This is a genomic window from Thiohalophilus thiocyanatoxydans, from assembly GCF_004366735.1.
GTDB lineage: Bacteria > Pseudomonadota > Gammaproteobacteria > UBA6429 > Thiohalophilaceae > Thiohalophilus > Thiohalophilus thiocyanatoxydans.
The window spans coordinates 152,501-166,035 of record NZ_SOQX01000002.1; the positions used below are offsets into that span (position 1 = coordinate 152,501).

The following is a 13,535-nucleotide window of genomic DNA, read 5'->3' on the forward strand; positions in this document are numbered from 1 at the left end:
TCGGTTATCAGCTGTTTATTCCGTGTCTTTCATTAACGACATTAAGACTTTCAGGTATAGTTTCCGCCATGGATATTCTGACCCAGAGTTTGCTTGGCGGGGTGCTGGCCCAATCAGTTGCCCGTAAAACCGAAAAGAAAGTGGCGACACTGGCCGGCCTGTTTGCCGGCTTGTTGGCGGATGCGGATATTTTAATCCGCTCGGCGGAAGATCCGCTGTTGAGTATCGAGTATCATCGCCATTTTACCCATTCACTGCTGTTTATTCCCCTTGGAGCGGCTGTCGCCGCCCTGATCCTGTGGCCATTACTGCGTCACCATCTATCATTCAAGCGGCTCTATCTCTTTTGTCTGGCGGGATTCAGCCTCAGTGGCGTTCTGGATGCGCTGACCAGCTATGGGACGCTGTTGTTCTGGCCCTTTTCCGAACAGCGGATCGCCTTGAACCTCATTGCTATCGTTGATCCGGTTTTTACATTGATTCTGCTGATCGGACTGTTGCTGGGGCTCTGGCTCCCGGGGCGGCGAGTGGCGCTGGTTGTATTGCCCTTGTGTGCCGGTTATCTGGGCTTTGCCGGCATACAACAACAACGCGCCCAGGAGGTAATGGCGGAGCTGACCGCGGAACGCTCTCATGAACCGCGGCGCCATGTGGTTAAACCGACGCTGGGGAATCTCTTGTTATGGCGTTCGGTGTACAGGCACGAGGAGCGCATCTACGTGGACGCGGTAAGAGTCGGTTTGCTGGCCGAAAACCGGATCTATCCCGGCGACTCGGTAGTCCGTTTTAACCGGCGTGTTGATCTGCCAAAGCTTGATGCGGAGACTGCCCTGGCGCGGGATATACAACGTTTTGAGCGCTTCTCGGACTGTTTTGTCGCCCTTGATCCGGGACAGGAAAATGTCCTCGGGGATATGCGTTACAGTATGTTGCCGGCCGGGGTGAGACCGCTATGGGGAATCGAGTTCGATGCCGGGGAACCGCACAGCCACGTGGAATATCGCTTTTTCCGGGACAGCAGCCCGCAGTTGCGCGAAACATTTATGGCCATGCTGCTTGGACGTTGTGATGTCGCCGATTGTCAGCTTTCCCCTGATAAATAAACGTGTATTTAGTGACGACTGCGGTTGATTACGCACGGGGGCACTGATTATAGTCAACCGTAACTATAATAATAACGGGACAATGGTCTAATGGAATTTTTGCAGGTCGAATTCGCTGACAACAGCCTGCTCAGCTGGCTGATCGCCGGGATTATTAGCGGGACGACGATTCTTGTCGCCACTATTGCCCGTGCTCTGTTGCGTGCCCAGTTCGAACGCCGGACAACCCGGACCGGTCGGCCCATCTGGGTTGCAATGCAGGCCATAACCGCACGAACCCACTTGCTGTTTATCCTGATCCTGGGGCTGTTTGCCGGGCTTTACGCTCTCGACATACCGGATGCCTCACGCCATCTCAGTAACAGGGTAATGACCGTGGCCCTGCTGATCCAGGGCGGGATATGGGTTGTGGCGGCGGTCAAAGTACTGCTCGATCGATACCAGCAGAAACAGGTGAGTCGTGATCCGGCTGCCGCGACGACGCTGGGCTTTCTCAGTTTCATCGCAACAGTCGTTATCTGGGTGGTCGTGTTGCTGCTGGTGCTCGACAACCTGGGTGTGAATGTCACCGCGCTGGTGGCGGGGCTCGGGATCGGGGGTATCGCCGTGGCCCTGGCGTTACAGAACGTCCTGGGTGATTTGTTTGCCTCCCTGTCTATCGTACTGGACAAGCCGTTTTACGTGGGAGACTTTCTGGTTGTCGGAGATATGGCCGGCACGGTCGAGCACGTCGGTTTGAAGACCACCCGGCTGCACAGCCTTAGTGGCGAACAACTGGTCTTTTCCAACTCTGATTTGCTCGGCAGCCGGATCCGCAACTACGGCCGTATGTATGAGCGTCGCAGTCTGTTTACCCTGGGTGTCACCTACCAGACCCCGCGCGACAAGCTGGCCAGAATTCCGCAAATTATCCAGGAAGTGATCGAACAGCGGGAGAATACCCGTTTCGATCGTTCGCACTTCAAGGAGTATGGTGACTCGGCCCTGCTGTTTGAAAGCGTCTATTATGTGAACAGTTCAGTATATAATGAGTACATGGACATTCAGCAGGCGATCAATCTGGCGATTTTCGAACGATTCGCGGAGGAAGGGATAGAGTTTGCCTACCCGACCCGGACCCTGTTTGTGCAACAAACATGACAAAGACAAGCCGGGTGAGGCTGCCCGGTATGTGGAGAACAGTATGGCAAAATCAGACAGCAGTAAACTGGATAAAGTGGTTGCCGACGCCCGCCGCGCCAGCGAATTGCGGGAGCAGGGCTATCGCGAGCAGGCATTGAAGATGTATCCGCATGTATGCGGACGTTGCGGGCGTGAATTCAGCGGCAAGAATCTGCGTGAATTGACAGTCCATCACCGGGACCATAACCATGACAATAATCCGCCTGATGGCAGCAACTGGGAACTGTTGTGCCTGTATTGCCATGACAACGAACACCAACGCCAGCTCGAAGCGCAACAGGGTAGTAGTTCGGCTTCGAGTAACAAACCGACCGGTGCCACATTCAATCCCTTCGCCGATCTCAAGTCCCTGCTGGATGATGAAAAGTGAGTGGCTGGGTTCGATCCTGTGCCTTTGACCTGAAGCGCGTACTGTGAGGCCCTGGCAGCGGCTGGATACCTCGGCGGTGCCGGGCAACGGGGGCGAATTGCAGTTGTATCAACGCGGCGATGAATTCTCGATCAAGCTTGCCGGTCGCGGTGAGCTGATGAGCAGTCGGGTTCATGGCTCCGAAGAGGTGCTGGCCGAACAAAGCTGCATCCGTCTGGGCGTGGAACACCCCCGTTTGCTGATCGGCGGCCTGGGCATGGGGTTTACCCTGGCGGCTGCACTGCGCCATGTTGGCCAACAGGCACAAATTACGGTCGCCGAACTGGTGCCGGCGGTGGTGACCTGGAACCGGGGGCCGCTCGGCGCCTGTGCCGGTCACCCCCTGGAAGATCCAAGAGTCAGTATCTATGCCGGGGACGTGGCGCACCTTCTCAAACGCAGCCCGCAGGTCTATGACGCAATATTGCTGGACGTGGACAATGGTCCGGAAGGTCTGACCCACCAGAACAATAACTGGTTATACAGTATGGACGGGTTGAATGCGGCGTATGCGGCATTGGCTCCGGCGGGGATTCTCGCCATCTGGTCAGCCGGACCGGCGCCGGAGTTTATGCAGCGGTTGCAAAAGGTTGGTTTCGAGGTTGAGGAAGTGACCGTGCGCGCTCATGGCAAGAAGGGTGCGCGGCATATCATCTGGTTCGCGCGGCGGTAAAATGATCACCCTTCGGCACTTTCGTCATTCCGGGCAAGCCGGAGGCGCGACCCGGAATCTATTCCTTAAAAATGTTCGCCCTCCGGGCGAGCTGAATCTTGAAAGCGGGCTCTCGCGCCTCTTGTTTTATACCCTCCCCTTCAAGGGTAGGGATAGGGAGGGGTGATCAGAATCCAGTCCCATCAAAATGTTTGCCCTCCGGGCGAGCTGCGATCCTGAAAGCGGGCTCTCGCGCCTCTTGTTTTATATCCTCCCCTTCAAGGGGAGGGATAGGGAGGGGTGATCAGAATCCAGTCCCATCAAAATGTCCGCCCTCCGGGCGAGCTGCGATCCTGAAAGCGGGCTCTCGCGCCTCTTGTTTTATATCCTCCCCTTCAAGGGTAGGGATAGGGAGGGGTGATCAGAATCCAGTCCCATCAAAATGTTTGCCCTCCGGGCGAACTGTGATCTTGAAAGCGGGCTCTCGCGCCTCTTGTTTTATACCCTCCCCTTCAAGGGGAGGGCTAGGGAGGGGTGATCTAAATCCAGGTTCTTTTTAAATGTCCGCCCTCCGGGCGAGCTGAATCTTGAAAGCGGGCTCTCGCGCCCGCGCGGCGAGTGACTTTTTGAAGCGGCAAAAAGTCACCAAAAACCGCTCCCGAAAACGCCGCCGGTGTAGCAATTTATCAATTGCTACACCGGTTCCCTGCGCTTCTCGCTCCAGTCGGGCTCGCCAGACGGCACCTCCGTGTGCCGACTGGCGAGTGCGCTCGTCCATGAGCGCACCCTTCGGGCTAATCCTCCTTCCTCTGCGATGCTCGGCGGCGTCTGACGGGACTAAAACCGGCTAGCGATAGTAGGGGAAAACCCTGATATTGCAGAAAAATTCATGTTTCCTGCGTCGAAAAAAAGTTGAATGCTTGCTAGGATTAGGGGTATCTGTATTTTCAGTCGTCGGTAGGTGTTAGGACTCAAAAGGGGTTGGCCATGAATCCTGGATACAGAAATCTGATGTGGGTAGGGTTTCTAGCTATCCTGTTTTTCCTTTACTACAGCCAGTTGGGTGGTTATTGGCTTGGAAAAGAGAGTGTAGACCCACTGATAGTCAATTTTGTTGTGGCGCCAGCGTTATTTGGTTTTGTGGCATATCTAGGGCTTCGCGGCGAATTATTTGGAAAGCTTTTGTTCTTTGTGGCAATGCCAATTGTTCCTTGCCTTGTCCTCGGGCAGGAAGGTGATCCAGCAAAACCTGGCTTGCAGTGGTTGTTGATTGCTGCAATGCAGCTCCCCTATTGGGTTGGAGGGGCCACTGGCTGCATCTCGATGTTCTGGTGTCGTAAGTGTAGGCCCCCTAACAAATCAACCCAGCCGACGCAGTAAACTGCGCGGCTGGGTTAAGACGTTAAATTGCAAGGGAGAGGTTGTGCTAATCAAGAAGATGATCGGGGTAATTTTATTGGCACATGCTGTGTATGTTGCCTTTAAGATCATCAGCAACCTTGATTCGCTCAGGCAAACATCTGAAGCGTATGCTGCGCCAGGTGATCCATTTTGGATTTTTTGGGGCTTTTTTGGCCTGAATTTTCTTATGGTTTTAGCAGCAATCATTCTAGGGGTTTATTTCCTGCGAACTAAACTACTTAAGCTCAGGTATACACTGCCTCTTTCGTTAGTAACGGCGCTCTTTGGTGGCTATAGTCTTATTGTCGGTGTGATAGCAATTGGTGCTTTAATTTTTCAAAGGTTCAAGCCACATGCAATTTAACAAGTGGGTAAAATTCGCTCTCTTCTGTCGATTGTGGGTTCGGGGTCAGGCCTTGCGTTTTGACTTTCAAGAAGCAAAAAACAAGACCTGACCCCGCAAGGTAAAAAAGGTCCGCCCTCCGGCACTCTCGTCATTCCGGGCAAGCCGGAGGCGCGACCCGGAATCTATTCCTTAAAAATGTTCGCCCTCCGGGCGGCTGAATCTTGAAAGCGGGCTCTCGCGTCTCTTGTTTTTATACCCTCCCCTTGAAGGGGAGGGCTAGGGAGGGGTGATCTAAATCCAGGTTCTTTTTAAATGTCCGCCCTCCGGGCGAGCTGAATCTTGAAAGCGGGCTCTCGCGCCCGCGCGGCGAGTGACTTTTTGAAGCGGCAAAAAGTCACCAAAAACCGCTCCCGAAAGACGCCGCCGGTATAGCAATTTATCAATTGCTATACCGGTTCCCTGCGCTTCTCGCTCCAGTCGGGCTCGCCAGACGGCCACGGTCGCTCACGGCATCCCTGCCTCCCGCGACATTAGTCCATCCATGGACGTCATCCCTGTGCCGACTGGCGAGTGCGCGCCTGTCTCATAGAACCCCTTCGGGTTTCATTATGAGTACCCTACCCATCTCCGATGGGTCAGGGCACCATGCGCGCACCCTTCGGGCTATTCCTCCTTCCACTGCGATGCTCGGCGGCGTCTGACGGGAATCCAAAATCGTCTGGCCAGGGTCAGGGAAACCCTGATATCTTTGTAAATCATGGGGTTGTAAGTCGAAAAACAGGGGAGTGCTGCTAGAATCAGGGGTATCTGTCTTTTCTGGACCGGGACCTGATATTACAGACGTCTGTCTTTTATCGTAAAAGACAGACGTCTGTATAAACCACTGTTAGTCGAAAATATGAATAACTGGTATTAACATGCAATTTTATGTCGTGACAGGATTACTTCTTGCGATTTTTGGGTTCGTATCATTGCTAATTGTAGCTGCCGTGTTACTAACGCGGCCGTTTCAGGAACTAACTAAGTTTGATTATATAGTCAGCGTCTCTGGCGGTGCTTTAAGGAACATACTTTTAATAGTCGTCGGTTTTTCTGTGTTCTATTTCCCCGCTATTTCGGGAGTATTAGCATGGACTGCGTTAGTGGTATTCATTATTAGCGTTCTAGTGACCATGGCCAAAAAATATGAAGAATTTAGGTTCTCTAATTTAAAGCCTAGTTTTTATCTAACTAGTGCCTTCATAGGTGCCGCCGCAGTTATACTAACCTACGGAGATGCTTATAGTGTGTGAGGTATCGCCTAACAAGCGGGTCAAAAACGCTCCCTTCGGTCGTCGGGACCTCGCTACTCGCTCAGCCCCTTACCCAAATCGTTACGCATAAAAATAAAAAATGATCTCTGAATCGGACTGGAAGAAATTCAAGAAAGCGGCTTTGGAACGCTTCTGCGGGAGTATATTGCAAGATATTTCGGAGGGGTTGACGTGTAGTGATATTCCAACAAACCATGGAAGATATCATTATTTGTATAAATTAATTGAGAACTACGATAAGCAGATTGCTTTGCTTTTTGATGACCACAGTCGCGCAAAAGCGGCAATGCAGCTTATGATGCTGCGCGAGGCAGGATTGGTTGATGAGGCGGATATCCAGGGGTTATCCGAGGAACTCAAAGAACGCACAAAACCTATGAATCAGGTGTGACATGACTTGGGATGTCAGGTAGCGCTGCGCGCAACCTGACCTACGCCACTGAAATAGCCCTGGTTCCTGGTTTCTAGCCCCTGGCCCCTAGCCGGGGCGCCACCCCGGCGGTGGCCTGATCACGCAGATATTCATCGTAAGTCCCACTGAAGTTGGTAATGCCCCTGGCGGACAGTTCGATGATCCGGGTTGCCAGCGAGGAGACGAACTCGGTGTCGTGGCTGACGTAGATCAGCGTGCCGGGGTAGTTTTCCAGGGCCAGGTTCAGCGCTTCGATGGACTCCATGTCCAGGTGATTGGTCGGCTCGTCCATGACCAGCACATTGGGTTTTTGCATGATCAACTTGCCGAACAGCATGCGACCCTGTTCACCGCCTGAGAGGGCCTTGACCGATTTTTTGATTTCGTCCTGGGAGAAGAGCATCCGCCCCAGCACCGCGCGCACGGCCTGTTCGTCATCGCCGGGTTGTTTCCACTGACTCATCCAGTCAAATACCGACAGATCGTGACTGAAGTCACTGGCATGATCCTGGGCGTAGTAACCGATGTTGATGTTCTCCGACCATTTGACCGTGCCGCTGTCCGGTTCCAGGTCATTGACCAGGGTACGCAGCAGGGTGGTCTTGCCGATACCGTTGGGGCCGATGATGGCGAGGCGCTCGCCCACTTCGATCAGCAGGTTCAGATTGTCGAACAGGGTCTCGCCGTCGAAACCTTTGCTCAGGTCATTGACCTCCAGCGCGTTGCGATAGAGTTTCTTGGCCTGATCGAAACGGATGAAGGGACTTTGTCGACTGGAAGGTTTGACCTCTTCCAATTCGATTTTCTCGATTTGTCTGGCGCGCGAGGTGGCCTGCTTGGCCTTGGACGCGTTGGCCGAGAAGCGGCTGACGAAGGTCTGCAGTTCGGCGATCTGCGCCTTCTTCTTGGCATTTTCGTTCAACAGCCGCTCGCGGGCCTGGGTAGCGGCGGTCATGTACTCATCATAATTGCCGGGATAGACGCGCAGTTCGCCGTAGTCCAGATCGGCCATGTGGGTGCAGACGCTGTTAAGAAAGTGGCGATCATGGGAGATGATCACCATGGTGCTGTTACGTTCATTCAGCACGCGCTCCAGCCAGCGAATGGTGTTGATATCCAGGTTATTGGTCGGCTCGTCCAGCAGCATGATATCCGGCTCGGCGAACAGCGCCTGGGCCAGCAGCACCCGCAGTTTCCAGCCGGGGGCGACGGCGCTCATCAGGCCGCTGTGCTGTTGTTCGGGAATTTCCAGACCCAGCAGCAACTCGCCGGCGCGGGCCTCGGCGGTATAGCCGTCCAGTTCAGCGAATTCGACTTCCAGCTCGGCGACCTGCATGCCGTCCTCTTCGCTCATTTCGGCCTGGGAATAGATACGATCCCGTTCCTGCTTCACCTGCCACAGCCGGTCATGGCCCATGATGACCGTATCCAGCACGGTATGTTCTTCAAAGGCGAACTGGTCCTGGCGCAGTTTGCCGACCCGCTCATTCTCGTCCACCGAGACATTGCCGGAAGAGGGGGCCAGATCGCCGCCGAGTATTTTCATCAGCGTGGATTTGCCGCAGCCGTTGGCGCCAATCAGGCCGTAGCGATTGCCGTTGCCGAATTTGACGGAGATGTTTTCAAACAGGGGCTTGGCCCCAAATTGCATGGTGATATTGGCGGTTGTAATCAAGGGAGACTTCCGGGGTCAGGAGTGTGCAAAGAAGGGCGCGATGATAACACACCCCGCTGCCTGAAAAGAGGGGGCGGGTAATATTTGGCCTGGCTGAATAGACGTTTTGTATGCCGATCACTTTGTCGGAGTTAGTCGGCGCTGCTGCTCGTTTGCCTGGATGGTTCTTCAGAATACTGATTTAGCGAGCGGCCCGCCCAAGCCGGGCCATTTTCCGCAGCCAGCGCTGGCGGTGGGCGGGACGGCCCTCGATCATCCCGATGAGGCTCTCGCGCACCGGATTAATCCCGGTAAATTTGAGGATATTGCGTTCCAGGCTTTTGAGACTGTGCGCGCGGAAAAACCAGCGATAGGCCAGTGCCGGCATGCCCATGGTCACGATCACCCGCGCGGATCGGCCCGTGAGCAGTTTCTTCCAGCTTTGGCCGCCATCCAGCGGTTGTACGGCAAAGCCGGGGCGAAACAGCTGCTCGAAAAAGCCTTTGAGTAACGCCGGCATGCTGCCCAGCCACAGGGGATAGATGATGACCAGGTGTTCGGCACGGCGCACCAGTTCCTGGCACTCGACAATCGCCGCGGGTGTTTCGCCCTGGTGAAACTCATTGAAATTGTGCAGCAAGGGGAACGTCAGGGCAGCCACCTCGATGGTCGTCACCTCATGCCCGGCTTCTCTGGCGCCGTCGGCATAGGCTTCGGCCAGCGCGTGACCGTAGTGCCGGGCACAGTGATCGGGGTTGCCCTGAATAATAACAATCCGCACGGTGACTCCTGTTTTTATCTGTGCCTGTGGTATGTTACTGACTATAGTTATACGGTTTAAAAATACCACCGCTATCCGTGAAACAATATAGAACAGGAGAATACGATGCCGGGACGACAGAACATCATCATCTACAGCCTGGCCGTGCTGTTGATGCTGCTCAGTGCGTCGGCCAGCGCGGATCAGGAGACGCATTACGATCGGATTCATCTTGCCGTCACCGCCGAAAAAGAGATTGATAACGATACGCTGATCGTCGAGCTGTCGGCGCGGGAAGAGGGTGAGGATCAGGCGGCACTCGCCAGTACCGTGAATCGTAAAATCAAGCAGGCGGTCGAACGAAGCAAACAGGTATCGGGTATCGAGGTACGCACGCTGACCTATCAGACCCATCCCCGCTATCAAAAGCAGCGCTTGATCGGCTGGCGGGTCCATCAGGCGATGCAGCTCAAAAGCGAGGATATCGAGGCGCTAAGTCAGCTTCTCGGAGAATTGCAAGCTAATCTGAGCATTGACTCGCTGAACTATGACATCTCGCGGCCGCAGCGTGAAAAGGCGGAGCAAGCCCTGATTGAACAGGCGATTGAACGCTTCAAGCAGCGCGCTGAGAACATCACCCGTCAATTTGGTCGCGAGAAGTACCGTCTGGTGAAAATGGCTATCAACAGGGATGATCAAACCGTGCGCCCGATGCAAATGCGCACTCAATCGGCAATGCAGGAGAAGAGGTCTGCCCCCGAGGTAGAGCCGGGAAGACAGATATTGCGAGTGACAGTCGATGCCACTATCGAACTGGTGGTGAAGTAATCCACCGCGCGGAGCAGGTTGTGCCCCGCGTCAGCAGAACAGTCTCTGGTCGAGACGGGTTTGCGCCGGGCTCCTAACCCTTGCCTTTGGTCGAGATCTTCAGCGGCGCGTAAACGGGGCAGAAGCCGACAATACTGGTGAGCAGGAACACCAGGGCAATAATACCCAGGACGATCGCCAGCACGCCGGAGATGACATCGGTCAGATACAACGCGGCAATGATAATGGCAATGATGATCCGGATGGTCCGGTCGGCAGTCCCCATGTTTGGATTCATGTTTCCTCCTGTTGGGATTTTTGATTGATTACTCCCAGTGTAGTGTTTTCCCGGGAAGATGCAATTCCCTGTAAAATACCCTAGTATTTTGCTCAAAAATTGGCTTATCCATGAATTAAATATATGAAGTGTCCGTGCCGGAGTGTAATCACTAAACTGAGGGCGGTTTTAAAATGGTACCGGCAGCTTGTTAACAGGCGTGTCGGATAACCGCAAAACATTCTAATAATGAGGATTTGCAAATGGAAGATAAAGCCGTTAAGCGTACCCTGACCTATCTGTTTGCCGGCCTGTTCGGCTTTTTCGTGTTGATGATTGTCCTGGCGCGTAGCATTGTTTACTAAAGCGTAAACAGACTGGCAGCGTTGGCTGCCAGTCAGCCTTTTGACTGAATGGGATCTTTTCCTTACTTTCTATCGGTCTCTCATACCTAACAAAGACGCGCATGTTGGGACCCGCGCATGAGTCGGCGAAAGGCCGCACCTTTCAAATGAATCAGATCCTCGTGATCGCCGGCTTCCAGATACACATCCGGGCACAGATCCAGACTTTCGTCCACAATTGTGGGCAACCCATAGGCATCACCCAGTGGTGGCACTGCGCCGGGATCACAATCACCGAATAATGGGGTTAATTCGGCTTCGGTCGCGAGCCCCATTCGCCGGTCAAGCAGTTGATTAAGCCGCCCGATTCGCAGATGCCGATCAGCCGGAATCACCACCATGACATAGCCGTCTTCGTCCTCCAGAATTACCGGTTTGGCCAGTCGATCCGCCGGGATATGCGCACTGTGGGCGCTGTTGATACTTGTATCCGTGCGTCTGTGCGGCAACAGATCATACGCGATACCTTTGTGGGCGAGATACTCCTGCAGCGTGCGTGCCATAGTCATGATACACCTCCGTGTATACGACAAATAGTTGAGATACCAAGTATAGCTCATGCAGGCGTGGCAAAAGAGAAACAGAGTTGGGCGGAGTACTTTTTCTGTTGTAAGAGCTTTGATAGACTGAGCAAAGACCCCAGGAAAGGTCAAAATTTATTCAGGTTATTAATAAAGTCGATATGCCATGCTCAATGCGATAAAACAGTTCTTTGAACAGAATATTTCACCGGAACAACCGGAAGATACTGAACACCAGCTGAAACTGGCCACCGCGGCACTGTTGATCGAGATGATGCAGCAGGACGGCAAAACCACCGATGATGAGATCCAGGCGGTCAAGGACGCGCTGCGGACCAAATTCGAGCTGACCGAGTCGGAAACCCGGACCCTGTTCGAACTGGCCAGGGAAGAGGCGAAGCAGGCGACGGATTTTCATCAGTTTACCCGCCTGATACACGGCCATTTTCCGGAAGAAAAGAAGATCAAGGTTGTGGAGTATCTCTGGACGATTGCCTATGCGGATAATGAGCTGGATGCCCACGAAGAGCATATGATTCGAAAAATTTCTGATCTGTTATATGTTTCGCACAAGGATATGATGAAAACCAAGCACAAGGTCCAGGCCGCTCAGGAAAACTGACGGCGAATGTCCCTTCACCTGCCAGCAGGATGCGGTTATGCGCCACAGCTCAGACATACAGATTATTGAAGCCGGGCCCCAACACATTCCTGTCATCCATGCCATGATCGATGCCCTTGCGGCACATCTGCAACTGGGCCACGAGCGAGTGGCCACCGAGCAGGATCTGCATAATGCACTGTTTGGTCCACAGCCACAGGCGGAAGTTATCCTGGCCTATGTCGATGAGGCCGCAACCGGATTTGCCCTGTTTTACAACAACTACTCCACTTTCCGGGGGCGGTGTGGCCTGCATCTGGAAGATTTGTATGTTGAGCCAACCTGGCGCGCGCATGGCATCGGCAAGCGCCTGCTTTCGCATCTTGCCTGGTTGACCTTGCAGCGGGGGTGCAGTCGCCTGGAGTGGTGGGTGCTGGGGGAGGATGAAAAAGCGATTGCCTTTTATGAGGCGCTTGGTGCCACTGCCAAGGAGGAGTGGCAGATCTTTCGACTGCGCGGAGAACCGCTACAGGCTCTGGCGGATACGTCGCTGCACTGAATCACGTTACACCCTTGAAGCAGAAACCGGTTAACAATGTCATCGAACACCTCCTCACATATCAAGGGGCGCGGCGCCGGCAGCAACACTGTTTCACGCTTTGTTGAACTCAAGCGCGAAGTCGTCGATGACGGCTGGGCTCCGGAGGAGAGTACGCCGCTGCGCACCGAGCTGTTCACCGACACCAGCCGGACCATCATCAATTCGAACAACTCGCCGGATGTCCCTTTTACCTATTCGATCAATCCCTACAAGGGCTGTGAACACGGTTGTTGTTACTGCTTTGCCCGGCCCACCCACGCCTACCTGGATCTGTCGCCGGGACTGGACTTTGAGAGTAAGATCTTCGCCAAGCCCGATGCGGCCAATCTTCTGAAAAACGAACTTGGCAAGCGCAAGTATGTGCCCAAAGTGATAGCCCTGGGGGCCAATACCGATGCCTACCAGCCGGTGGAAAGGCAACTGGGCATCACCCGTGAGATTATCCAGGCGTTGAAAGCATATCGTCATCCCGTGTCGATTATTACCAAATCGGCACTGATCGAGCGGGATATCGATCTGCTTGCCCCGATGGCCGAAACGGGGCTGGTCAAGGTTTTTGTCTCCATCACCACTCTGGATAGGACACTGAGCCGTCAACTGGAGCCCCGTGCGGCCGCGCCGCAACGTCGTCTGGAGACGGTACAGCGCCTGCAGCAGGCCGGGATTCCCGTCGGAGTATTAATGGCACCAATTATTCCGGTGCTCAATGACAACGAGATCGAACGGCTTCTCGAACAATGTGCCGGGGCCGGTGCTGAATCGGCCGGTTATGTCATTCTGCGCTTACCGCATGAGCTCAAGGATCTGTTCGTCCGGTGGTTGCAGGAACATTATCCCCTCAAGGCCGGGCATGTGATGAACCGTATCCGCGACCTGCGGGACGGACGTGACTATCAAAGCGAATTCGGCGAACGCATGCGCGGCAGCGGCCAGTATGCCGATCTGATTGCGCACCGCTTTGCCCTGGCCTGTAAAAAACAGGGCCTGAACCGGCGCACCCTGGAACTGGACTGCTCCAAATTCCGGGTGCCGCCCAAAAGCGGGGACCAGATGGGGTTATTCTAAAGACGATATCACCGCAGAGACGCAGAG

At 54.2% G+C, this 13,535-nt stretch carries 16 protein-coding genes; 12 read left to right on the forward strand and 4 right to left on the reverse strand.

Features of this window, described 5'->3' with window-relative positions:
- The first annotated feature begins 68 nt into the window (after positions 1–68).
- From EDC23_RS04370 to EDC23_RS04405, 8 genes are all read left to right on the forward strand, one after another.
- Positions 69–1,103 (forward strand): metal-dependent hydrolase, encoded by a 1,035-nt coding sequence (locus EDC23_RS04370; RefSeq protein WP_134081567.1) that lies wholly within the window; start codon positions 69–71, stop codon positions 1,101–1,103.
- A gap of 90 nt (positions 1,104–1,193) precedes the next feature.
- On the forward strand, positions 1,194–2,243 hold the full coding sequence (locus EDC23_RS04375; protein ID WP_134081569.1) for a mechanosensitive ion channel family protein: 1,050 nt from the start codon (positions 1,194–1,196) through the stop codon (positions 2,241–2,243).
- A gap of 43 nt (positions 2,244–2,286) precedes the next feature.
- On the forward strand, positions 2,287–2,655 hold the full coding sequence (locus EDC23_RS04380; RefSeq protein ID WP_134081571.1) for a YajD family HNH nuclease: 369 nt from the start codon (positions 2,287–2,289) through the stop codon (positions 2,653–2,655).
- 43 nt (positions 2,656–2,698) lie between these two features.
- On the forward strand, positions 2,699–3,367 hold the full coding sequence (locus EDC23_RS04385; RefSeq protein ID WP_134081573.1) for a spermine/spermidine synthase domain-containing protein: 669 nt from the start codon (positions 2,699–2,701) through the stop codon (positions 3,365–3,367).
- A gap of 966 nt (positions 3,368–4,333) precedes the next feature.
- Complete coding sequence (locus tag EDC23_RS04390; protein WP_134081575.1) at positions 4,334–4,726, forward strand: hypothetical protein; 393 nt, start codon at positions 4,334–4,336, stop codon at positions 4,724–4,726.
- A gap of 43 nt (positions 4,727–4,769) precedes the next feature.
- Positions 4,770–5,111, forward strand: coding sequence for a hypothetical protein (locus EDC23_RS04395; RefSeq protein WP_134081577.1), 342 nt, complete (start codon positions 4,770–4,772; stop codon positions 5,109–5,111).
- 899 nt (positions 5,112–6,010) lie between these two features.
- Positions 6,011–6,385 carry a hypothetical protein gene (locus EDC23_RS04400; RefSeq protein ID WP_134081578.1) on the forward strand — a complete coding sequence of 125 codons (375 nt, stop codon included), beginning with the start codon at positions 6,011–6,013 and terminating at the stop codon, positions 6,383–6,385.
- Positions 6,386–6,485: 100 nt separating this feature from the next.
- Entirely contained in the window at positions 6,486–6,797 is a 312-nt protein-coding gene (locus tag EDC23_RS04405; RefSeq protein ID WP_134081580.1) for a hypothetical protein, read from the forward strand.
- Between the two features lie 73 nt (positions 6,798–6,870).
- Here the strand turns inward: EDC23_RS04405 and EDC23_RS04410 are convergent, their stop codons facing one another.
- Both EDC23_RS04410 and EDC23_RS04415 read right to left on the reverse strand, forming a co-directional pair.
- Complete coding sequence (locus tag EDC23_RS04410; protein WP_134081582.1) at positions 6,871–8,493, reverse strand: ABC-F family ATPase; 1,623 nt, start codon at positions 8,491–8,493, stop codon at positions 6,871–6,873.
- A gap of 181 nt (positions 8,494–8,674) precedes the next feature.
- Positions 8,675–9,253, reverse strand: coding sequence for an NAD(P)H-dependent oxidoreductase (locus EDC23_RS04415; protein WP_243830712.1), 579 nt, complete (start codon positions 9,251–9,253; stop codon positions 8,675–8,677).
- 105 nt (positions 9,254–9,358) lie between these two features.
- Between EDC23_RS04415 and EDC23_RS04420 the strand changes: the two genes are divergently transcribed.
- Positions 9,359–10,060, forward strand: a complete 702-nt coding sequence (locus EDC23_RS04420) for an SIMPL domain-containing protein (RefSeq protein WP_134081586.1) — start codon at positions 9,359–9,361, stop codon at positions 10,058–10,060.
- 73 nt (positions 10,061–10,133) lie between these two features.
- On the opposite strand, the gene EDC23_RS04425 is transcribed toward EDC23_RS04420, so the two are convergent.
- A complete protein-coding gene (locus EDC23_RS04425) occupies positions 10,134–10,337 on the reverse strand; it encodes a YgaP family membrane protein (protein ID WP_134081588.1) in 204 nt (67 codons plus the stop codon).
- Between the two features lie 430 nt (positions 10,338–10,767).
- On the reverse strand, positions 10,768–11,229 hold the full coding sequence (locus tag EDC23_RS04430) for an aminoacyl-tRNA deacylase (protein ID WP_134081590.1): 462 nt from the start codon (positions 11,227–11,229) through the stop codon (positions 10,768–10,770).
- Between the two features lie 178 nt (positions 11,230–11,407).
- Here EDC23_RS04430 and EDC23_RS04435 point away from each other — a divergent pair, with 178 nt between their 5' ends.
- Genes EDC23_RS04435 through EDC23_RS04445 form a run of 3 tightly spaced genes read left to right on the forward strand, consistent with a single transcriptional unit; the run spans position 11,408 to position 13,508 of the window.
- Positions 11,408–11,863 carry a tellurite resistance TerB family protein gene (locus tag EDC23_RS04435; RefSeq protein ID WP_134081592.1) on the forward strand — a complete coding sequence of 152 codons (456 nt, stop codon included), beginning with the start codon at positions 11,408–11,410 and terminating at the stop codon, positions 11,861–11,863.
- Positions 11,864–11,900: 37 nt separating this feature from the next.
- Positions 11,901–12,401, forward strand: a complete 501-nt coding sequence (locus tag EDC23_RS04440; RefSeq protein WP_134081594.1) for a GNAT family N-acetyltransferase — start codon at positions 11,901–11,903, stop codon at positions 12,399–12,401.
- A gap of 36 nt (positions 12,402–12,437) precedes the next feature.
- Positions 12,438–13,508, forward strand: a complete 1,071-nt coding sequence (locus EDC23_RS04445; protein ID WP_134081596.1) for a PA0069 family radical SAM protein — start codon at positions 12,438–12,440, stop codon at positions 13,506–13,508.
- Positions 13,509–13,535: the final 27 nt, after the last annotated feature.